This window comes from Halomonas terrestris (assembly GCF_049166755.1).
Classification (GTDB): Bacteria; Pseudomonadota; Gammaproteobacteria; order Pseudomonadales; family Halomonadaceae; genus Halomonas.
In genome coordinates this window covers 40,024-59,463 of record NZ_JBMHFZ010000010.1, presented here as the reverse complement: position 1 = coordinate 59,463, position 19,440 = coordinate 40,024, and the positions used below count along the sequence as shown (strand labels likewise).

Sequence of the window (19,440 nt, the reverse complement as noted above, 5' to 3'; positions counted from 1 at the left end):
GCAGATCATGAACCATCACAGGACAACCCTGGCCCTGGTCGTCGCGACCCTGGCCGCCGGCGCGGGCATGGCCGCCTGGGCAGAGCCGGTCACGACAGAGTACGAGAAGCTGGTCGAGATGGGCTACCCGGCACCCCAGGAGGGCGAGCTGGTGCATGTGCCGCCGACCATGCAGGATCTCGAGGAGTCCGACCTGCATCCGGAGACCAAGAAGGTCATCCGCCGCGGCCATGACCTCTTCATGAACACTCAGCAGTTGCGGGGCGAGAATGTCTTCAACGACATGAACTGCTCCAGCTGCCACCTGGGTGAAGGGCGCCAGCCGTTCAGTGGTCCGGTCTGGCCGGCAGCGGTGACGCTGCCCGACTACCGCGGCAAGAACGATCACGTCAACAACCTGGAAGAGCGCATCGCCGGCTGTTTCGCCTACTCCATGAACGGCACGCCGCCGGAGTACGGCAGTGACGACATGCTGGCCCTGACCGCCTACCACCAGTGGCTGGCCAAGGGGGCGCCGGTCTACCCGGAGCAGCCGATCTACGGCCGCGGCTTCCCGCGCCTGGACGACCCCGAGCAGGAGCCGAGCTACGAGCGCGGCGAGCAGGTCTACCTGGAGCAGTGTGCGATCTGCCACAGCGAGGACGGCTCCGGTCTCTACCAGGGGGGCGAGTACGTCTTCCCGGCGCCCTGGGGCGACGGCTCCAACAACTGGGGCGCGGGGATCTCGCGGACCTTCACCATGGCCGGCTTCGTGAAGCACAACATGCCACTGGGCCAGCCGATGTCACTGACCGACCAGGAGGCCTGGGACGTCGCCTTGTACGTCACCAGCCAGGAGCGTCCGCAGGACCCGCGCTACACCGGCGACGTCGAGGAGACCCGGGAGCGCTTCGGCCCGACCTTCCACCGGCACACCCGGTACGGCCTGGTGCGCGAGCATGATGGCGCACGCCTGGCCGACCACGACAACACGGGCGAGAAGGGCGACGTGCGTCCCTGGAACGTGGGTCAGCCACGCTTCGAGGACCTCGAGGACTGAGGCGACCTGTCTGGCTCCGCACGGCTCCCACGAGCCGATGCGGCAGCCAGTCACAAGAGAGCCCCGCCTGGCCTGCCAGGCGGGGCTCTCTGCGTCCGGGGAGTCGAGGCGTCAGGGGGCCTCGCCGCCCATGGCCTCGATCATGCGCTCCGGGCTGGGCACGCCCTGGATGCGCTCCAGGCCGTCACCGTCGCGGTACAGGGTGGTGGGAGTGGCCATCAGCCCCAGTTCCTCGAACAGCTGGTTGTTGGCATAGACCTGCTCCTCGATCTCGCGGGGCTGGGCGGCGGGCTCGACCTCCTCGCCCGAGCCGCTGTGGGCGTGAAGGGCGGCGGCCGGGTCGTCGGCGCCGAGCAGGGCCGCGGCCTTGGCCGGGCTGTTGGAGGCCAGGATGCCGACCATGATATGGCGCAGCTGGACCTCGCCGGCCTCGACCCAGGGTCGCGCCTCCTCCCAGAACTGGCGGCAGTAGGGGCAGTTGGCGTCGGTGAAGGTGTAGACCACCCGTTCGGCCTCGGGGTCGCCGTCGAGGATCCAGTGACTGGTCTCCAGCCTCTCCCAGAGTTCGGCATTCCGGGCCGCACGCACGTGCTCGTCGAGGGCGGCCCTGGAGAGGTCCTCGCCCTCGGCATCCACCAGGGTGCCGACCACGGCGTGCTCGCCGTCCGGTGTCAGGTAGATGGCTACCTCGCCGCCCGGGTAGCTGGCGGCGTAGCCGGTGAGGCCGCCGGGGGCCTCGAACTCGGCATGGATGCTGATCCCCTGGTCGGTGAGGGCCCGGACGGGGGCCGGCCAGTGGTCATCGGCGAGGGTCGGGGGCGCCACGGCAAGGGCCGCGAGGCCGGCGGGGAGGAGGAGGGTTCGTGGTCGCATCGGTGGTTCCTTGGGTGGAGACAGGGTCGAGTGGCGGTGGTGCGTGGCGATGGGGCCGCCTCAGCGCAGGCGCTCCAGCCCGCGCTGGAGGGAGGCCCGGGAGAGCTCTCCGAAATGGGTGTCCACCAGGCGCCCCTCGGCGTCGTAATAGAGAGTGGTCGGCATGGCCATGGCGCCGGTGGCATCGCCCAGGGCGTTGCGGTTATCCAGCAGCACGTTCTCCAGGGAGAGGGACTCGTGGTCGAGGAAACGGTTCACCAGGGCGACGTCCTCGCCCTGGTTGACGAACACGAAGGTGATGTCCTGCTCCTCCCGCTGGGCCTGCTCGAACACCGGCATCTCGCGGCGGCAGGGCGGACACCAGGTGGCCCAGAGGTTGACCACCATGGGCCGGGCTTCGCGCTCGGCGAGCCCCGGCAGGTCGATGGGCTCGCCCTCCAGGGTGGCGAGCGGCGTGTCCGGCAGGGGACGGCTCTGGCTCTCCAGCAGCAGCAGGGGGCCGGCGGTCAGCCCCCAGGCCAGGGCGCCGGCCAGCAGGGCGCCGCCCAGGGCCATGCGCTGGCGGGGGACTCGCCACAGTCGCCAGGCGACGTAGCACAGGCCGGCCACCAGGCCACCCAGCGGGTCGAAGCCGCCGTCGCGGATGTCCAGACGGGGGAGGATCCCCTCGTAGCTGCCCCAGAAGCGGATCACGAACAGCAGGCGGGCGCCCACCAGCACGACCAGCAGCAGGGTGAGGAGGGTGTCGGCCGTCGGCGTTCGATGGCGTCGGCCGATCAGTGCGCCGGCGACCAGGGCGATGACGAAGGCCAGCACGAGCAGCAGCTGGCCGATCGAGAGCCCGAGCGGGCCGACCGCGATGCTCTGGTTCAGTGCATGCATGGGCAGATGGCTCCGGAAAGGGGGCAGAGTGGATGGCGCGGTAACGGGGGCCGCGCACGCGCCTGCCCGCGAGAGTGGCAGCCCGGGATTAGCGCGGTATTATCGGGCAGGCCCCATCGACGTTCTGGGGCGTTATGCCGCACGGCGGTGACCGCGATCCCGCAGTAGGATACCGGGGTGGTCCCGGCCGCCGGATCCGCCAGCCACCACGGGGCGGGCGGCCACTGCCCCGAGAGCGAAGCCAACAAGGAGTCTCTGCATGTCCATCACCCCGCTGCACACCCTGCGTCTCGCCCTGGCCGGCCTGGCCTTCGGCCTCGCCAGCCAGGGCGTACTGGCCCAGTCGCTCGGCGTCGAGGAGGCCCAGGTGCGCGCCGTGCCGCCGGTCTCGACGACCAGTGCCGCCTTCATGGTCCTGCACAACGGCGGCGAGGCCGACCTGGCGGTGGTCGACGCCCGCTCGCCGGCCGCCGAGATCACCGAACTGCACAACCATGTCGACGTGGAAGGTGTCATGCAGATGCGGCGCGTGCCCGAGATCAGCGTGCCCGCCGGCGGCAGCACCGAACTGGCCCCGGGCGGCCTGCACCTGATGCTGATCGACCTGGTGGCGCCGCTCCACGAGGGCGATGAGATCGAGATCACCCTGGTGCTGGACAACGACGAGACCCTGACCCTCGCCGCCCCCGTACGGCGCATCGAGGTGATGAGTGGGGGCATGTCCGGCCATGGCAACGACCAGCACGGGCACTGACGGTCCGGCTGGGCGCGGGCGGCCCCAGCCGTTACAATACGGCAACGCCCTTTTCCCCCGGCCCGGAATCCATCGATGCACTGTCCCTTCTGCGGAACCCATGATACCAAGGTGACCGACTCGCGGCTGGTGGCCGAGGGCGATCAGGTGCGCCGGCGTCGCCAGTGCGTGGCCTGCGGCGAGCGCTTCACCACCTACGAGACCGCCGAGCTGGTGATGCCGCGGGTGGTCAAGAACGACGGTTCGCGGGAAGCCTTCGACGTGGCCAAGCTGCGTGCCGGCATGCTGCGTGCCCTGGAGAAGCGCCCGGTCAGCGCCGAGGCCATCGAGGCGGCGGTGGAGCGCATCCGCCAGACCCTGCGTGCCCGGGGCGATCGCGAGATCCACGCCCGGGACGTCGGCGAGGAGGTGATGCACGCCCTCAAGCGTCTCGATCAGGTGGCCTACATCCGCTTCGCCTCCGTCTATCGCCGCTTCCAGGACATCGACGAGTTCCGCGCCGAGATCGACCGCCTGTCCCAGGAGCCGAGTTTCCGGCCGGACGACTCCCGGGACTGACCTCCCTCCATCCCAGGAAGGATTTCCATGGCCGAGCAGACCCCCGAAGCCTGGATGGCCCGGGCCCTGGTGCTGGCCCGCCGCGGGCTCTACACCACCGATCCCAACCCGCGCGTCGGCTGCGTGCTGGTCAAGCACCGCCGGCTGGTCGGGGAGGGCTTCCACGAGCGTGCCGGCGAGCCCCATGCCGAGATCCATGCCCTGCGCCAGGCCGGCGAGGCGGCCCGTGGGGCGACGGCCTACGTCACCCTCGAGCCCTGCTCCCACCAGGGCCGCACCGGTCCCTGTGCCGTGGCGCTGATCGCGGCCGGCGTGAAGCGGGTGGTGGTGGCCATGGCCGATCCCAACCCCGCCGTGGCGGGGCGCGGTATCGCCATGCTCCGCGAGGCCGGCATCGCGGTAGAGGTCGGGCTGCTCGAGGACCAGGCCCGGCGGCTCAATCCCGGTTTCACGATGCGCATGGACCACGGTCGCCCCTTCGTGCGGCTGAAGATGGCCATGAGCCTGGACGGGCGCACCGCCATGCGCTCCGGCGAGTCCCAGTGGATCACCGGTCCCCAGGCGCGTCGCGAGGTGCAGCGGCTGCGGGCCCGCTCCAGCGCCGTGCTCACCGGGGTGGAGTCGATCATCTTCGACAACTCGCGGCTCACGGTGCGCCCGGAGCAGGCCGAACTCGACGGCGTCGAGCGGCTGGCCGGCCACCAGCCGCTGCGCGTGGTGGTGGATTCCCGGCTGCGCCTGCCCGAGGCCGCCGCCTGCCTCACCGAACCCGGCCGCACCCTGGTGGCCACCGTCGAGGGGCACGAGGCCGGGCGGCGCGAGCGACTCGAGGATGCCGGTGCCGAGGTGATCCTCCTGCCGGCCGACGCCGCCGGCCGCGTCGACCTCCATGCCCTGCTGCGCCACCTGGCCGACGTGGAGCAGGCCAACGAGGTGCTGCTGGAGACCGGGGCGACGCTGGCCGGGGCCATGCTCGACGCGGGCCTGGTGGACGAGATGCAGCTCTTCGTGGCGCCGACCCTGCTGGGCGGCGAGGCCCGGCCGCTGTTCCAGCTCGCCGGCATCGAGACCATGGCCCACCAGCGCGGCGTGGAGATCCTCGACATCCGCGCGGTGGGCCGCGACTGGCGCATCACCGCCCGGCCCGAGCGCCGCACCTTGGCCGCGCGGTGAGGGGCGCCGGGGACAGGCCGAAGAGGAGGTCCTACGCCATGGACGGCGTCGGTAGCGCCCATGGATGGGTTCACAGCGCCTCCTCGCAGGCCTGTCGCCGGAACAGCCCCGAGTGCGCATTCCTGGCGCCCGACGCCGCGCCACGGGCTCTTTACTGGCGCCCGACGCCGCGCCACGGTACTCTGACGCCGTTTCGAGGCGGCAGCGACGCCTGCGGACGACGCAGCTATCGGCGCAGGGCGACAACCGCCACGCTGAATTTCTGGAGATTTCATGGCGAACTCAACTGCCGGCGGCCTGGCTCCCATCGAGGAGCTGATCGAGGACATCCGCCAGGGCAAGATGGTGATCCTCATGGACGACGAGGATCGCGAGAACGAAGGCGACATCATCATGGCGGCCGAGAAGGTCGAGGCCGAGCACATCAACTTCATGGCGCGCCACGCCCGGGGCTTGATCTGCCTGCCGATGACCCGCAGCCGTTGCGAACGGCTGCAGCTGCCGCTGATGGTGCGGGACAACGCTTCGGGCTTCGGTACCAAGTTCACCCTCTCCGTCGAGGCCGCCGAGGGCGTCACCACCGGCATCTCGGCCGCCGACCGTGCGCGCACCGTGCAGGCCGCGGTGGCCCGTGACGCCAGGCCCGAGGACATCGTCCAGCCCGGCCACATCTTCCCGCTGATGGCCGAGCCCGGTGGCGTGCTGCGGCGCGCCGGCCACACCGAGGCGGCCTGCGACCTGTCTGCGCTGGCCGGTCTCGACCCCAGCGGCGTGATCTGCGAAGTCATGAACGACGACGGCAGCATGGCGCGCCGCCCGGAACTCGAGCGCTTCGCCGCCGAGCATGGCCTGAAGATGGGCACCATCGCCGACCTGATCCACTACCGTATCCACAACGAGCAGACCGTGGAGCCGGTGGAGGCGACCCCGGTGCAGACCGCCTTCGGCGAGCTGAGCCTGCACGTCTTTCGCGACAGCATCCAGGGCGCCCACCACCTGGCCCTGGTCAAGGGGCGTCCGACCCCCGAGACCCTGACCACGGTGCGCGTGCACCTGGCCGATGTGATGCGTGACCTGCTCGGCCTGCAGAAGGGCGAGGCGGGCCACTGGACGACCCACAGCGCCCTCGAGGAGGTGGCCCGCGCCGAGCACGGGGTCTTCGTGCTGCTCGACGACGGCCGCCCGCGGCAGGACTTGCTCGACTATCTCGAGGTGTTCCTGGAGCGGCGTCGTTCGCCGCGTACCAGCGACTCCGACGGTGCCGGCAACTACCTGACCATCGGGACCGGCTCGCAGATCCTGCGTCACCTGGGCGTGGGCCGCATGCGCCTGCTCAGCTCTCCGTGGAAGTTCTCGGCGCTCTCCGGCTTCGACCTGGAAGTGGTCGAGCGGCTGGGGCCGGAGGATATCACCCCCGGCGCCTGACACCGGTCGACAACGAACATCAACGGCACGGCACCGGCCGTGCCCCTGCGGATTCAGCAGGACGGGATTCACGAGGAACCTGGAACCATGCAACCGATTTCCCAAGTCGAAGGCAGCTTCGTCGACGTCGATGGCCGCTACGTGATCGTGGTGGGCCGTTTCAACCATCACGTGGTCGACAGCCTGGTCGAGGGCGCGGTGGACAGCCTGGTGCGCCACGGGGTCGACGGCGAGAACATCGATATCGTCCATGTCCCCGGCGCCTGGGAGCTGCCGCTGGCGGTCAAGAGGGTGCTCAAGGTAGCCCGCCCCGATGCGGTGATCGCCCTGGGCGCGGTGATCCGCGGCGGTACCCCGCACTTCGAGTACGTGGCCGGTGGCTGCAATGCGGCACTCGGCAACCTTCAGCTGGAGTTCGAGACGCCCATCGCCAATGGCGTGCTCACCGTCAATTCCATCGAGCAGGCCATCGAGCGCTCCGGCACCAAGGCCGGCAACAAGGGTGCCGAGGCGGCCATGGCCGCCATGGAGATGGTCTCGCTGCTGCGTTGCTTCGGTGACGACGAGGGGGGTGAGGCATGAGTGGCGAGCACCCGCGCGCGCCCTCGGCGGCCCAGCAGGCACGCCGCGCCGCCCGCGAGCTGGCGGTGCAGGGACTCTACCAGTGGCAGATGACCGGCAAGTCGATCGCCGCGGTGGAGGCGGAGTTCCGCAGCCAGGTGGCCGATGACGACCTCGAGGACCACGAGAACTGGCTCAGGGTCATGGAGATCGCCGACCTGGCACTCTTCCACGAACTGCTGCACAACGTGGTGCGCTTCAAGGCCGAGCTGGACGCCTCGATCTCCCCGTTGCTGGATCGTCGCCTCGAGGATCTCGACCCCATCGAGCTGGCCATCCTGCGCCTGGGAACCTACGAGCTCTCCCGGCGCCTCGAGGTGCCCTACCGGGTGGTGATCAACGAGGGTGTCGAGCTGGCCAAGTCCTTCGGCGCCACCGATGGCCACAAGTACGTCAACGGTATCCTCGACAAGCTTGCCGGACGACTGCGTGGCGCCGAGGTTGCCGCCCGTCGCCGCTGAAGGTTGCCGCCGGATGCACAGCGAATTCGAACTGATCGCCCGCTACTTCACGCCCGACATCCCTGGCCCGGAGGCCGGGGTGACCCTGGGAGTGGGCGACGACTGCACCCTGCTCGCCCCCACCCCGGGGCGTCGTCTGGCGGTCAGCGTGGACACCTCGGTGGCCGGCGTCCACTTTCCCGAGGATGCACCGGCCGAGGCGGTCGGCCACCGGGCGCTGGCAGTCAGCCTCAGCGACCTGGCCGCCATGGGGGCCAGGTCGCGCTGGTGCCTGATGGCACTGACCCTCGCCGAGGCCGATGACGCCTGGCTGGCGGCCTTTTCCCGTGGCTTCCGCGAGCTGTGCGATGTCACCGGCACCGCCCTGGTGGGCGGCGACGTGACCCGTGGCGCGACCACCATCGGCGTGACCGTGATGGGCGAGGTCGATCCCGGGATGGCCCTGACCCGTGGCGGGGCCCGGGATGGCGACCTCATCGCGGTGACCGGTGCGCTGGGAGGGGGTGCCGGCGGGCTGGCGCTGTGGCAGCGCGGTGAGCGCGACCCCGCCCATCCGCTGCTGGCCCGCTACCTGAGGCCCTGGCCCCGCCTGGTCGCCGGCGAGGCCCTGCTGGGGCTCGCCAGTGCCGCCATCGACATCTCCGACGGCCTGCTGGCCGACCTCGGCCACGTGCTCGAGTGCTCGGGCGTGGGTGCCGAGCTCGATCCGGACGCCCTGCCGCTGGCCGAGGGGCTGGTCGAGGCGCTGGGCGACGAGCCGGCTCGGCGGGCGGCCCTGGGGGGTGGCGATGACTACGAGCTGCTGCTGACGCTCCCCGCCGAATGCCTCGACCTGGCGCGCCGGCGTCTGGCGGCCCTCGACCTGCCGCTCACCGTGATCGGCCGGATCACCGGCTCGCGGGGTATCGCCGGGGTGGAGGAGGGCGCCGAGGGCGGCTGGCAGCATTTCCGGGCTCGCCCCGGCAAGGGGAGAGCGCCATGAACCGTGTGCCGGCCAGCGTCTGGCACCGCCCGACCCACTTCCTCGCCTTCGGCCTCGGCAGCGGGGCCGTGCCCTGGGCCCCGGGCACCTTCGGCACCCTGGCGGCCATTCCCTTCTACTGGCTGCTCTCCGAGCTGCCCCTGGCCTGGTACCTGGCCCTGGTGGTGGTGGCCTTCGTGGCCGGCATCTGGCTGTGCGACAAGACCTCCCGTGACATGGGGATCCACGACCACTCCGGCATCGTCTGGGACGAGTTCATCGGCTACTGGATCACCATGGCCGCGGTACCCTTCTCCTGGGAGGCGGCGCTGTGGGGGTTCATCGTCTTCCGCATCTTCGACGTCTTCAAGCCCTGGCCGATCCGCTGGGCGGACCGTCGGGTGGCCGGTGGCTTCGGGATCATGATCGACGACGTGCTGGCCGGCATCTACGCCTGGAGCACCATGCACCTATGGTTATGGTTACACTGAGGTCACGCATCGATAACATGGCGCCGTGCCACTGCGTCAGGGGGCGCAGTGGCGGTGGCATGGCTTGGTGCCTTTCGAGAGTCTGAGTCTCGGCAGCGGCTGCCGGTGCTGGCATCCAGGGGAAGGGAGGCCGCGATGCGCAAGGAACGACTGATCGTCCCGGTGGTAGTGGGGGTGGCGGTGATCTGGGCCGTGGCCCAGTTCGTCGCCGGCGTGCTGTTCGAGCGTGAGCTCGCCCGAGCCCTCGACGACCTCGAGGCGAGGGGCGAGCTGGTGGTGGAGCGCACCGATGTCGAGCAGGGCTGGCTGACCTCCAGTGGCACCATCCAGCTGGCGCCGCTGCTCGGCGATGCCTGGCAGCTCGAGCTGGGTTACCAGGCGCGTCACGGGCTGCTCAGCACTCGTGTCGAAGGCAAGGCGGTGCCGTATCTTGGCCCCTACCGGGAGCGGCTGTTCGGTGACGCACTGCCCTCCACCCCTCCTCGCTGGCATGCCAGCTATCATACCCTCGGCGGCACCATGGACGGCAGCATCCAGCTGGCCCCCTTCCTCGCCCGACAGGGCGAACGCGAGCTCGATTTCGCCGGTGGTCGCATCGCCTTCGACGGCCAGTACGGCGACTGGCGCCTGCAGGCCCGCCTCGAGGGGCTGGAGCTCGGCGATGGGCATGCCACCCTCGAGGCGGGGCCGGTCATGCTCGAGAGCCGCTACGCCTACACCGCCGGTGCCCACCACTTCACCCAGCACGACCTGCTGCGCATCGAGCGACTGGACTGGCGGCAGCCGAGCCTCGAGCTGGAGGCGCACGGCCTGGTCTACCAGAGCCTGATGCAGCTTGACGACCGGGAACTGCGGATCGATGGTGAACTGACGGTGACCGAGGTGCTGACCGCCGACCAGCGGCTGCTCACCGGGCAGGTGAAGATGGAGCTCTCGCGGATCAATGCCGATGCCCTGCGTGACGTGCTCGCCGAGCTGCGGGCCGAGGCCGCCCGGGGCGATGCGGCCCGGGAAGGGCGCGAGCTGCTGGCCAGGCTCGAGCCCCGGCTGATCGCGATGCTGCAGGACTCGCCTCGCCTCGATGTGACCACGGTGGACCTGGACAGTCCCATGCTGAGGCTCGCCGCGCGGGGCGACGGGGCGCTGTTCTTCGATGCCCGCCGCCTCGACGAGCTGAGCCTGCTCGCGCTGGAGGACGAGGAGCAGCGGGGGCGTTGGCTCGCGCGCCTGGACGGCGACTTCACCTGGTACGAGGTGCCCACGGTCGTGGCCCTGTGGCTGGGCCTGCCGCTGGACACCCGAAACCTGGAGATCGATGTGGTACGCGGCGAGGTGCGGGTCAACGGCCGGCCCATGCCACCGCTGTGGCGTTGAGTGCTCACGCCCGCCGACTTGAACTCGGGGCGCTTCGCCCGCATTCCACAGTGCATTCAGCTTCCTCAGTCACAGCCGATCAGGACGATACGCCATGAGCGACGATCAGGAGCACCCCGGGGACCCGGCATCCCGGGACTGGATTCACGAGACGCAGGATGACGCCGACGAGGCTCCCTTCGATGCCGAGGAGGGCAGCGGCCACGCCATGGTGCCCGCCCGGGAGACGCTGCCCGAGCGCATCTACCTGCTGCCGATCCACAATCGCCCCTTCTTCCCCGCCCAGGTGCAGCCGCTGGTGATCAACCGCGAGCGCTGGGAGGAGACCATGCGCCGGGTCGGCAAGACGCCGCACCATACCGTGGGTCTCGCCTTCGTCGGCGAGGCGGCCGTGGAGGGGCTGGCCCACGACGACTTCCCCGAGATCGGCACGGCGGTCAAGGTGCACAAGCTCCAGGACGAGGAGCAGCAGATCCAGTTCATCGCCCAGGGGCTGCAGCGTTTCCGTATCCAGCGCTGGCTCTCCAGGGAGCCCCCCTACCTGGTGGAGGTGAGCTATCCACGGGAGCCGGTCGATGCCGGGGACGACGAGGCGCGTGCCTATGCCATGGCGCTGATCAACGGCATCAAGGAGCTGCTGCCGATCAACCCGCTCTACGGCGAGGAGCTCAAGCACTACCTCAACCGCTTCAGCCCGCATGAGCCGGGGCCGCTGACCGACTTCGCCGCCGCCATCACCTCGGCCAAGGGGCAGGCGCTGCAGGACGTGCTGGCCACCCTGCCGGTGGTGGCGCGGATGCAGAAGGTGCTGCCGCTGCTGCGCAAGGAGATCGATGTCGCCCAGCTGCAGAGCGAGATCAGCGAGCAGGTCAACGCCCAGATGCAGGAGCGCCAGCGCGAGTTCTTCCTGCGCGAGCAGCTCAAGGTGATCCAGCGCGAGCTGGGCATCTCCAAGGATGATCGCGAGAACGACGTCGACACCTTCCGCGACCGTCTCGAGGGCCTGGTGGTCCCCCCCAGGGTGCTGACCCGCATCGAGGAGGAGCTCGACAAGCTCTCGGTGCTGGAGACCGGCTCCCCGGAGTACGGCACCACCCGCAACTACCTCGACTGGCTGACCTCGATGCCCTGGGGGGTGCACAGCAGCGACAACCTGGACCTGCCGCACGCCCGGGCGATCCTCGACCGGGACCATGACGGCCTCAAGGACGTCAAGGAGCGGATCATCGAGTTCCTCGCCGAGGGCACCTTCAAGGGCGACGTGGGGGGCTCGATCCTGCTGCTGGTGGGCCCCCCGGGGGTGGGCAAGACCTCCGTCGGCCGCTCCATCGCCGAGGCCCTGGGCCGCGAGTTCTATCGCTTCTCGGTGGGCGGCATGCGCGACGAGGCCGAGATCAAGGGCCACCGGCGCACCTACATCGGTGCCATGCCCGGCAAGCTGGTGCAGGCGCTCAAGGAGGTCGAGGTCGAGAATCCGGTGATCATGCTCGACGAGATCGACAAGCTGGGCCAGTCCTTCCAGGGCGACCCGGCCTCGGCGCTGCTCGAGGTGCTCGACCCGGAGCAGAACGTCGACTTCCTCGACCACTACCTCGACGTGCGCCTGGACCTCTCCCGGGTGCTCTTCGTGTGCACCGCCAACACCCTGGACTCGATTCCCCCGGCACTGCTCGACCGCATGGAGCAGATCCGCCTCTCCGGCTACATCGCCGAGGAGAAGCTGGCCATCGCCAGGCACCACCTCTGGCCCAAGCTGCTCAAGCGCGACAGGATCCCCAAGAAGCGCATCAACCTCACCGAGGCGGCGCTCAAGCAGGTGATCGAGGGCTACGCCCGCGAGGCCGGAGTGCGCCAGCTCGAGAAGCAGTTGCACCGCATCGTGCGCAAGGCGGCGGTCAAGCTGCTCGAGAACGACCAGCAGTCGGTGCGGGTCTCGGTCAACAACCTCGAGACGTTCCTCGGTGCCCCGCTGTTCCGCAAGGAGCAGGTGCTCAAGGGCGAGGGCGTGGTCACGGGTCTGGCCTGGACCGCCATGGGCGGGGCGACCCTGCCCATCGAGGCCGGCAAGGTGCACGCCCTGGACCGGGGCTTCAAGCTCACCGGCAAGCTGGGCGAGGTGATGCAGGAGTCGGCCAACATCGCCTACAGCTATGTGCTCGGTCACCTGCATGACTTCGGTGCCGATGCCGACTTCTTCGACTCCGCCTTCGTGCACCTGCACGTGCCGGAGGGCGCCACCCCCAAGGACGGTCCCTCGGCCGGGGTGACCATGACCACGGCACTGCTCTCGCTGGCCAGGCACCAGGCCATCGACCGCCCGCTGGCGATGACCGGCGAGTTGACCCTGACCGGACAGGTGCTGCCGGTGGGGGGGATCCGCGAGAAGATCATCGCCGCGCGGCGCAGCGAGATCTTCGAGGTGATCCTGCCCGAGGCCAACCGGCGCGACTTCGACGAGCTGCCCGACTTCCTCAAGGAGGGCATGACGGTGCACTTCGCCGCCCGTTACGAGGACGTGGCGCGGGTGGTGTTCGGTTAGGCCCTTCGAGCAGCGCCCAGCTCAAGCGCCTAGCGCCAAGCAGCTAGGTGGCCCCCGGGGTGAGCGGCGCCGGGGACAGGTCGTAGCGGAGGTCCTATGCCAGGGATGGCATCGGTAGCGCCCAGGGATGGGTTTACAGCGCCTCCGCGGAGACCTGTCTCCGGGAAAGCCGCGTGCCCCGCTGTGGAAGGCTCGTCGAGTGCGGCGCTCAGCGTCTGGCAAGGCCGCGCCGGCCGTGCCAGAATCATGGGCTTGACTGGACACCGGAGCCGTTCATCCGACAGGGCGGCCGTAATGAGAAGAGGACACCATGCCCGAGTATCGTTCCCGCACCACCACCGCCGGCCGCAACATGGCCGGCGCCCGCGCCCTGTGGCGTGCCACCGGCATGAAGGATGACGACTTCCACAAGCCGATCATCGCCGTGGCCAACTCCTTCACCCAGTTCGTGCCGGGCCATGTGCACCTGAAGGACATGGGGCAGCTGGTGGCCCGCGAGATCGAGAAGGCCGGCGGGGTGGCCAAGGAGTTCAACACCATCGCCGTGGACGACGGCATCGCCATGGGCCACGACGGCATGCTCTACTCGCTGCCGAGCCGCGACCTGATCGCCGACAGCGTCGAGTACATGGTCAACGCCCACTGCGCCGACGCCCTGGTGTGCATCTCCAACTGCGACAAGATCACCCCCGGGATGCTCAACGCCGCGATGCGCCTCAACATCCCGGTGATCTTCGTCTCCGGCGGGCCCATGGAGGCCGGCAAGACCAGGCTGCTCGACCACGGCATCGACCTGATCGACGCCATGATCTACGCCGCCGACGACCAGTACAGCGACGAGGAGATCGAGGAGATCGAGCGCAGCGCCTGCCCCACCTGCGGCAGCTGCTCGGGGATGTTCACCGCCAACTCGATGAACTGCCTGATGGAGGCGCTGGGCCTGGCGCTGCCGGGCAACGGCACGGTGCTGGCCACCCACGCCGACCGCCGCCGGCTGTTCGAGGAGGCGGGGAGCCGCATCGTCGAGCTGGCCAAGCGTTACTACGAGAATGACGAGGCGCACCTGCTGCCCCGCGCGATCGGCTCCAGGGCGGCATTCAAGAACGCCATGACCCTGGACATCGCCATGGGCGGCTCCACCAACACCATCCTGCACCTGCTGGCCGCCGCCCAGGAGGCCGAGGTCGACTTCACCATGGCCGACATCGACCGGCTGTCGCGTGAGGTGCCGCAACTCTGCAAGCTGGCGCCCAACACCCAGCAGTACCATATCGAGGACTGCCACCGCGCCGGCGGCATCATGGCGATCCTCGGCGAGCTCGACCGCGCCGGGGTGCTGGATACCCGCGTGCCCACCGTCTACGGCGATACCCTCAAGGACGCCCTGGAGGAGTGGGACATCATGCGCAGCCCCTCCCCCGAGGTGGTGGAGTTCTTCAAGGCCGGCCCCGGCGGCATCCCGACCCAGACCGCCTTCTCCCAGAGCGCCCGCTGGCCGAGCCTCGACGGCGACCGCGCCACCGGCTGCATCCGCGACCTGGAGCACGCCTTCTCCCGGGAGGGCGGTCTGGCGGTGCTGTTCGGCAACATCGCCCAGGACGGTTGCGTGGTGAAGACCGCCGGGGTCGACGAGTCCATCCTGGTGTTCGAGGGGCCGGCCCATGTGGTGGAGTCCCAGGACCAGGCGGTGGAGCACGTGCTGGGCGGGCTGGTGACGCCCGGCGAGGTGGTGGTGGTGCGCTACGAGGGTCCCCGCGGCGGCCCCGGCATGCAGGAGATGCTCTACCCGACCTCGTATCTCAAGTCCAAGGGGCTCGGCAAGGTGTGTGCGCTGATGACCGACGGCCGCTTCTCCGGCGGCAGCTCGGGCCTCTCCATCGGCCATGTCTCGCCGGAGGCCGCGGCGGGTGGCGCCATCGGCCTGATCGAGAGCGGCGACATCATCCAGATCGACATCCCCAATCGCGCCATCAACGTCAAGCTCAGCGACGCCGAGCTGGCCGCGCGCCGCGAGGCCGAGGAGGCCAAGGGCAGCGCGGCCTGGAAGCCCAGCATCCAGCGCGACCGCAAGGTCTCGGCGGCGCTCAAGGCCTACGCGCTGCTCGCCACCTCCGCCGACAAGGGTGCGGTACGCGACCTCACCAAGCTCGACTGAGCCATGATCCCGCCCCGGCCAAGTGTCGGGGCTTTCGTCTCGCCTCCCGTCAACCTGCAAGGACGCCGATGCCATGAAGATGCAGACTCTCAGTGTCGGGCTGGTCGGTTACGGCATGGCCGGCAGGACCTTCCACGCCCCGCTGATCGAGGCGACCCCGGGGCTCGAGCTCGCGGCGGTGGTCAGTCGCGATGCCGACCGGGTCCATGCCGACCGTCCCGGCGTCGAGGTGTTGGCGAAGCCGCCGGCCCTGTTCGCCCGGGCGGACATCGACCTGGTGGTGATCGCCACACCGAACGACACCCATTTCCCGCTGGCCAAGGCGGCGCTCAATGCCGGCAAGCACCTGGTCATCGACAAGCCCTTCACGGTCTCGCTCTCCGAGGCGCGCCTGCTCAAGGCCCAGGCCGAGGACGCCGAGCGGCTCGTCAGCGTCTTCCACAACCGCCGCTGGGACAGCGACTTCCTGACCCTGAAGGCGCTGCTCGAGACCGGGACCCTGGGTCGGGTGGTGGCCCTGGAGTCGCGCTTCGACCGCTTCCGGCCCACGGTCACCGACCGCTGGCGGGAACGCCACCGGCCGGGGGGCGGCATCTGGTATGACCTGGGGCCCCACCTGATCGACCAGGCGCGGGCGCTGTTCGGCATGCCCAGGGCGATCCTGCTGGAACTCGCCTCGTCGCGCGAGGGGGCCGAGGTCGACGACGACTTCCTCTGCCTGCTGGAGTACGACGGCCTGCGGGTGACCCTGCAGGCCGGCTCCCTGGTGGCCGAGCCGACGCCGCGTTTTGCGGCCTACGGTACCCAGGGGAGTTACGTGAAGTACGGGCTCGACCCCCAGGAAGCCTGGCTCAAGGCGGGGCGTGCGCCGGCGCCGGGGTGGGGCGAGGACCCGGTTCCCGGACGCCTGACACTGAAGGGCGAGGGCGATGGGGCGACGCTCGAGTCACGGGAGCATCCGGGGATCGCCGGCGACTATCCCGCCTACTACGCCGGCATCGCCGGGGCCCTGCTCGAGGGCGCGCCGCCGCCGGTGAGCGTCGACGAGGCCCTGGAGGTGATGCTGCTGCTGGAGACCGGGCTCGACAGCTACCGGCAGGGGCGCTGGATGAAGCTGAAGGAGGGCAATGGCCCCAGGAAGCGACTCCACGCCCACTGAGCCCCGGTGGGACCGGGAGCCCGCGGGGCGAGGCTACCAGAGCGTCGGGGACTCGGCCTCGTTGCGCAGCCGCTCGCGGGCGATGAAGAGGGCAGCGATGGCCCGGGCCTCGTGGAAGTCATCCCGGGCCAGCAGCGCCGGCAACTCATCGATGGCATGGGTCTCGACGATCAGCGGCTCGGGCTCGTCGCCGGGGAGTCGCCTGGGGTAGAGGTCGGTGGCCAGCAGCACCTGCATGCGGTGGCGCATGTAGTTGGGGGCCAGCGACAGTTCCACCAGCGGCTCGATGCGATGGGCGCCGAAGCCGCACTCCTCCATCAGCTCGCGGTTGGCGGCACTGACGATGTCCTCCCCCGGGTCGACCAGCCCCTTGGGCAGGGTCAGCACATAGTCCTCGAAGCCGGCGGCATACTCACGGATCAGCAGCACGTGCTCCGGGTCGGGCATGGCGACGATCATCACCGCCCCCTGGTCGCTGCCGGTGAGGCGCTCGAAGGTGCGCTCCTCGCCGTTGGCGAAGCGCAGGTCCAGCGATTCGACGTGGAACAGGCGACTGCGGGCCACCGAACGGCGCGACAGCACGCTGGGCTTCTCGGGCCAGGGCTTGCCGGATCGGGGGGTATTCGGGCCAGGGGACTCTGACATGGGCTCTCCAGTTCTTCGGGTCGTCGAGCAGGGCTATCGCAGATGGCGGTAACGCTCGAGGCTGTTCCGGTGACAGGTCTGCGAGGGGGCGCTGTGAACCCCTCCCTGGGCGCTACCGATTCCATCCATGGAATCGGACCCCCTCTTCGACCTGTCCCCGGCGCCTCTCGCTTTGGGTAACTGCGATTGCCTGGAGCGTCGAGTGGGTGGAATGCGCCGTCGGCATCGATTGGGTACAATATCATGCCTTCCGCCACCACCGACGCCCTCGGGAGCCGCGATGATCGACTGGCACGCCATCGATACCGTCCTGCTGGACATGGACGGCACCCTGCTGGACCTGCACTTCGACAGCCACTTCTGGCTGGAGCACCTGCCGCGGCGCTACGTGGAACTGCATCGCCTGGACGAGGCCACCCAGGAGGAGGTGCGCTCGCGGATCCTTCACGAGAAGGGCACCCTGAACTGGTACAGCCTGGCCTACTGGAGCCGGGAGCTGGGCGTCGACATCATCGCGCTCAAGCGCGAGATCCAGCACCTGATCGGCCTGCGCAGCGACGCCCTGGACTTCCTCGAGTGGCTCAGGCAGGCCCACCCCCGGGTGATACTGGCCACCAATGCGGACCGCGAGAGCCTGGAACTCAAGTTGCCGCTGACCGGGCTCGAGGGCTATCTCGACGGTATCGTCTCCTCGGCGGACCTGGGGGTGCCCAAGGAGGAGCAGGCGTTCTGGTTCGCCCTGCAGGAGATCGAGCCCTTCGATCCGCAGCGCACCCTGTTCATCGATGACAACCCCTCGGTGCTGGAGAGCGCCCGGGAGTTCGGTATCCGCCACCTGCTGGGCATCAAGCAGCCCGACAGCACCCGACCCGAGAAGGAGCTGGAGGAGTTCATCGCCCTGGACCGCTTCGCCGCCATCCTGCCCCGGGAGCTGCCGCCCGAGGCTCGCCCGCGGGGGCCGGGAGGGGGAGGCGACGATGGCTAGCGTACGGCTCGACAAGTGGCTGTGGGCGGCACGCTTCTTCAAGACCCGGGCGCTCGCCAAGAAGGCCATCGAGGGCGGCAAGGTCCACTACAACGGCGCCCGGGCCAAGACCAGCAAGGCCGTGGAAGTGGGCGCACGGATCCGCGTGCCCCAGGGCTGGGACCTGATGGAGGTCGAGGTGGTGGCGCTCTCCGACCAGCGCCGCGGCGCCCCCGAGGCCCGCGAACTCTACCGCGAGACCCCGGAGAGCGTCGCGCGTCGCGAGCGCGAGGCCGAGGCACGCCGCCTGACCAACCAGGCCATGCAGCACCCGCTCAAGCGTCCCGACAAGAAGCAGCGCCGCGAGATCCAGCGCTTCCAGCGCCAGCAGGACGACGACTAGACAGAGAGCCCCATGACCGACCAGATCCAGCGTTTCCTCTTCGACGACACCAACGTGCGCGGCGAGCTCGTCACCCTCGAGCAGGCCTATGCCGAGGTGCTCGACCGCCACGAGTACCCGGCGGCGGTCAATCGCCTGCTCGGCGAGCTGCTTGCCGCCGTGGCGCTGCTCACCGACACCGTCAAGCTCGACGGCACCCTGAGCATCGAGGTGCGCGGCCAGGGCGCGCTCTCCCTGCTGATGGCCGAATCCAACCCCGGAGGCGAGCTGCGCGCCATCGCCCGGCTGGCCGAGGAGGCGCCGATGCCCGGCGCGGAGACGGGCTTTCGCGAGCTGCTGGGGCAGGGGCAGATCATGATCACCCTCGACCCGAGGGAGGGGCACCGCTACCAGGGCGTGGTGGCCCTCGACCATGACAGCCTGGCGGGTTGCCTGGAGGCCTACTTCACCCAGTCGGAGCAGCTGCCGACGCGCCTGTGGCTGGCCGCCGATGGCCAGCGCGCCGGCGGCCTGCTGCTGCAGCGGATTCCCGACGAGTCGCACAACCAGGACAGCGATGCCTGGGCGCGCACCGTGCACCTGGCCGATACCGTGAAGGCCGAGGAACTGCTGGGCCTGGAGCCGCTCGAGGTACTGCGCCGCCTCTACCACGAGGAGACCGTGCGGGTCTTCGAGCCCAAGGCGCTGCGCTTCGGCTGCACCTGTTCCCGGGAGCGCATCGCCGGCTCGCTGCTGACCCTGGGGGAGGCCGAGCTGCGCGAGGTGCTGGCCGAGCACGGCACCATCGACACCCAGTGCCACTTCTGCCACTCCCGCTACGTCTTCACCGAGCAGGACATCGAGGCGCTGCTGGCCGGCGCCGACGAGCCGCCCCCCGTGCTCCACTGAGGCCCTGCTCCGTCCCGCCTGGCGTCTCGGTCGCAATTGTTGCGGCGCACAAGGCGTCATGTAGTGAACTCGCGC

The 19,440-nt window shown here is 69.7% G+C and carries 19 protein-coding genes; 16 read left to right on the top strand and 3 right to left on the bottom strand.

Translation table 11 applies throughout. The features are described from left to right. Positions 1 to 7 precede the first annotated feature (7 nt). A complete protein-coding gene (locus ACOMD9_RS11450; RefSeq protein WP_421414886.1) occupies positions 8 to 1,039 on the top strand; it encodes a c-type cytochrome in 1,032 nt (343 codons plus the stop codon). 111 nt (positions 1,040 to 1,150) lie between these two features. Here ACOMD9_RS11450 and dsbG read toward each other — a convergent pair whose 3' ends face one another. Both dsbG and ACOMD9_RS11440 read right to left on the bottom strand, forming a co-directional pair. Continuing rightward, positions 1,151 to 1,912: a thiol:disulfide interchange protein DsbG gene (dsbG, locus tag ACOMD9_RS11445; RefSeq protein ID WP_421414885.1), complete on the bottom strand. Its 762-nt coding sequence runs from the start codon at positions 1,910 to 1,912 to the stop codon at positions 1,151 to 1,153. Positions 1,913 to 1,972: 60 nt separating this feature from the next. Then, on the bottom strand, positions 1,973 to 2,794 hold the full coding sequence (locus ACOMD9_RS11440) for a TlpA family protein disulfide reductase (RefSeq protein WP_421414883.1): 822 nt from the start codon (positions 2,792 to 2,794) through the stop codon (positions 1,973 to 1,975). A gap of 259 nt (positions 2,795 to 3,053) precedes the next feature. On the opposite strand from ACOMD9_RS11440, the gene ACOMD9_RS11435 reads away from it, so the two are divergent. From ACOMD9_RS11435 to ACOMD9_RS11380, 12 genes are all read left to right on the top strand, one after another. Further along, the gene (locus tag ACOMD9_RS11435; protein ID WP_421414881.1) at positions 3,054 to 3,548 is read left to right on the top strand and encodes a copper chaperone PCu(A)C; all 495 of its coding nucleotides are present in this window, start codon (positions 3,054 to 3,056) and stop codon (positions 3,546 to 3,548) included. 75 nt (positions 3,549 to 3,623) lie between these two features. Continuing rightward, positions 3,624 to 4,106, top strand: coding sequence for a transcriptional regulator NrdR (gene nrdR, locus ACOMD9_RS11430; RefSeq protein WP_421414879.1), 483 nt, complete (start codon positions 3,624 to 3,626; stop codon positions 4,104 to 4,106). A gap of 27 nt (positions 4,107 to 4,133) precedes the next feature. Next, positions 4,134 to 5,279, top strand: coding sequence for a bifunctional diaminohydroxyphosphoribosylaminopyrimidine deaminase/5-amino-6-(5-phosphoribosylamino)uracil reductase RibD (gene ribD / locus ACOMD9_RS11425; protein ID WP_421414877.1), 1,146 nt, complete (start codon positions 4,134 to 4,136; stop codon positions 5,277 to 5,279). A gap of 273 nt (positions 5,280 to 5,552) precedes the next feature. Beyond that, entirely contained in the window at positions 5,553 to 6,704 is a 1,152-nt protein-coding gene (gene ribBA, locus ACOMD9_RS11420; RefSeq protein ID WP_421414875.1) for a bifunctional 3,4-dihydroxy-2-butanone-4-phosphate synthase/GTP cyclohydrolase II, read from the top strand. 87 nt (positions 6,705 to 6,791) lie between these two features. Next, entirely contained in the window at positions 6,792 to 7,286 is a 495-nt protein-coding gene (gene ribH, locus ACOMD9_RS11415; RefSeq protein ID WP_421414872.1) for a 6,7-dimethyl-8-ribityllumazine synthase, read from the top strand. After that, positions 7,283 to 7,786 carry a transcription antitermination factor NusB gene (gene nusB / locus ACOMD9_RS11410; RefSeq protein ID WP_421414871.1) on the top strand — a complete coding sequence of 168 codons (504 nt, stop codon included), beginning with the start codon at positions 7,283 to 7,285 and terminating at the stop codon, positions 7,784 to 7,786. Before ribH ends, nusB begins: the two co-directional genes overlap by 4 nt. A 13-nt stretch (positions 7,787 to 7,799) precedes the next feature. Continuing rightward, the gene (gene thiL / locus ACOMD9_RS11405) at positions 7,800 to 8,768 is read left to right on the top strand and encodes a thiamine-phosphate kinase (protein WP_421414868.1); all 969 of its coding nucleotides are present in this window, start codon (positions 7,800 to 7,802) and stop codon (positions 8,766 to 8,768) included. After that, positions 8,765 to 9,238 (top strand): phosphatidylglycerophosphatase A family protein, encoded by a 474-nt coding sequence (locus ACOMD9_RS11400; RefSeq protein WP_421414866.1) that lies wholly within the window; start codon positions 8,765 to 8,767, stop codon positions 9,236 to 9,238. Before thiL ends, ACOMD9_RS11400 begins: the two co-directional genes overlap by 4 nt. Before the next feature lie 135 nt (positions 9,239 to 9,373). Beyond that, positions 9,374 to 10,612, top strand: a complete 1,239-nt coding sequence (locus ACOMD9_RS11395) for a DUF945 family protein (protein ID WP_421414865.1) — start codon at positions 9,374 to 9,376, stop codon at positions 10,610 to 10,612. A 94-nt stretch (positions 10,613 to 10,706) separates the two neighbouring features. Continuing rightward, on the top strand, positions 10,707 to 13,151 hold the full coding sequence (gene lon / locus ACOMD9_RS11390) for an endopeptidase La (RefSeq protein ID WP_421414862.1): 2,445 nt from the start codon (positions 10,707 to 10,709) through the stop codon (positions 13,149 to 13,151). A gap of 310 nt (positions 13,152 to 13,461) precedes the next feature. Continuing rightward, positions 13,462 to 15,306 (top strand): dihydroxy-acid dehydratase, encoded by a 1,845-nt coding sequence (ilvD, locus tag ACOMD9_RS11385; protein WP_421414859.1) that lies wholly within the window; start codon positions 13,462 to 13,464, stop codon positions 15,304 to 15,306. Between the two features lie 73 nt (positions 15,307 to 15,379). After that, positions 15,380 to 16,465 (top strand): oxidoreductase, encoded by a 1,086-nt coding sequence (locus tag ACOMD9_RS11380; RefSeq protein ID WP_421414857.1) that lies wholly within the window; start codon positions 15,380 to 15,382, stop codon positions 16,463 to 16,465. Positions 16,466 to 16,498: 33 nt separating this feature from the next. Here the strand turns inward: ACOMD9_RS11380 and nudE are convergent, their stop codons facing one another. Further along, the gene (gene nudE, locus ACOMD9_RS11375; RefSeq protein ID WP_421414856.1) at positions 16,499 to 17,110 is read right to left on the bottom strand and encodes an ADP compounds hydrolase NudE; all 612 of its coding nucleotides are present in this window, start codon (positions 17,108 to 17,110) and stop codon (positions 16,499 to 16,501) included. Between the two features lie 280 nt (positions 17,111 to 17,390). On the opposite strand from nudE, the gene yrfG reads away from it, so the two are divergent. From yrfG to hslO, 3 genes are read left to right on the top strand one after another with little or no spacing between them, the layout of a single operon-like run. Further along, positions 17,391 to 18,095, top strand: a complete 705-nt coding sequence (gene yrfG, locus ACOMD9_RS11370; RefSeq protein WP_421414854.1) for a GMP/IMP nucleotidase — start codon at positions 17,391 to 17,393, stop codon at positions 18,093 to 18,095. Further along, positions 18,088 to 18,477, top strand: a complete 390-nt coding sequence (gene hslR, locus ACOMD9_RS11365; protein WP_421414853.1) for a ribosome-associated heat shock protein Hsp15 — start codon at positions 18,088 to 18,090, stop codon at positions 18,475 to 18,477. The genes yrfG and hslR overlap by 8 nt, the downstream gene beginning before the upstream one ends. Positions 18,478 to 18,489: 12 nt before the next feature. Next, a complete protein-coding gene (gene hslO / locus ACOMD9_RS11360) occupies positions 18,490 to 19,365 on the top strand; it encodes an Hsp33 family molecular chaperone HslO (RefSeq protein WP_421414851.1) in 876 nt (291 codons plus the stop codon). The last annotated feature ends 75 nt before the right edge of the window (positions 19,366 to 19,440 follow it).

Excerpts from the sequence above, each read along its gene's own strand:
- ACOMD9_RS11450 (WP_421414886.1), top strand. The coding sequence starts at position 8 with ATGAACCATCACAGGACAACCCTGGCCCTGGTCGTCGCGACCCTGGCC.
- dsbG (WP_421414885.1), bottom strand. The coding sequence starts at position 1,912 with ATGCGACCACGAACCCTCCTCCTCCCCGCCGGCCTCGCGGCCCTTGCC.
- ACOMD9_RS11440 (WP_421414883.1), bottom strand. The coding sequence starts at position 2,794 with ATGCATGCACTGAACCAGAGCATCGCGGTCGGCCCGCTCGGGCTCTCG.
- ACOMD9_RS11435 (WP_421414881.1), top strand. The coding sequence starts at position 3,054 with ATGTCCATCACCCCGCTGCACACCCTGCGTCTCGCCCTGGCCGGCCTG.
- nrdR (WP_421414879.1), top strand. The coding sequence starts at position 3,624 with ATGCACTGTCCCTTCTGCGGAACCCATGATACCAAGGTGACCGACTCG.
- ribD (WP_421414877.1), top strand. The coding sequence starts at position 4,134 with ATGGCCGAGCAGACCCCCGAAGCCTGGATGGCCCGGGCCCTGGTGCTG.
- ribBA (WP_421414875.1), top strand. The coding sequence starts at position 5,553 with ATGGCGAACTCAACTGCCGGCGGCCTGGCTCCCATCGAGGAGCTGATC.
- ribH (WP_421414872.1), top strand. The coding sequence starts at position 6,792 with ATGCAACCGATTTCCCAAGTCGAAGGCAGCTTCGTCGACGTCGATGGC.
- nusB (WP_421414871.1), top strand. The coding sequence starts at position 7,283 with ATGAGTGGCGAGCACCCGCGCGCGCCCTCGGCGGCCCAGCAGGCACGC.
- thiL (WP_421414868.1), top strand. The coding sequence starts at position 7,800 with ATGCACAGCGAATTCGAACTGATCGCCCGCTACTTCACGCCCGACATC.
- ACOMD9_RS11400 (WP_421414866.1), top strand. The coding sequence starts at position 8,765 with ATGAACCGTGTGCCGGCCAGCGTCTGGCACCGCCCGACCCACTTCCTC.
- ACOMD9_RS11395 (WP_421414865.1), top strand. The coding sequence starts at position 9,374 with ATGCGCAAGGAACGACTGATCGTCCCGGTGGTAGTGGGGGTGGCGGTG.
- lon (WP_421414862.1), top strand. The coding sequence starts at position 10,707 with ATGAGCGACGATCAGGAGCACCCCGGGGACCCGGCATCCCGGGACTGG.
- ilvD (WP_421414859.1), top strand. The coding sequence starts at position 13,462 with ATGCCCGAGTATCGTTCCCGCACCACCACCGCCGGCCGCAACATGGCC.
- ACOMD9_RS11380 (WP_421414857.1), top strand. The coding sequence starts at position 15,380 with ATGAAGATGCAGACTCTCAGTGTCGGGCTGGTCGGTTACGGCATGGCC.
- nudE (WP_421414856.1), bottom strand. The coding sequence starts at position 17,110 with ATGTCAGAGTCCCCTGGCCCGAATACCCCCCGATCCGGCAAGCCCTGG.
- yrfG (WP_421414854.1), top strand. The coding sequence starts at position 17,391 with ATGATCGACTGGCACGCCATCGATACCGTCCTGCTGGACATGGACGGC.
- hslR (WP_421414853.1), top strand. The coding sequence starts at position 18,088 with ATGGCTAGCGTACGGCTCGACAAGTGGCTGTGGGCGGCACGCTTCTTC.
- hslO (WP_421414851.1), top strand. The coding sequence starts at position 18,490 with ATGACCGACCAGATCCAGCGTTTCCTCTTCGACGACACCAACGTGCGC.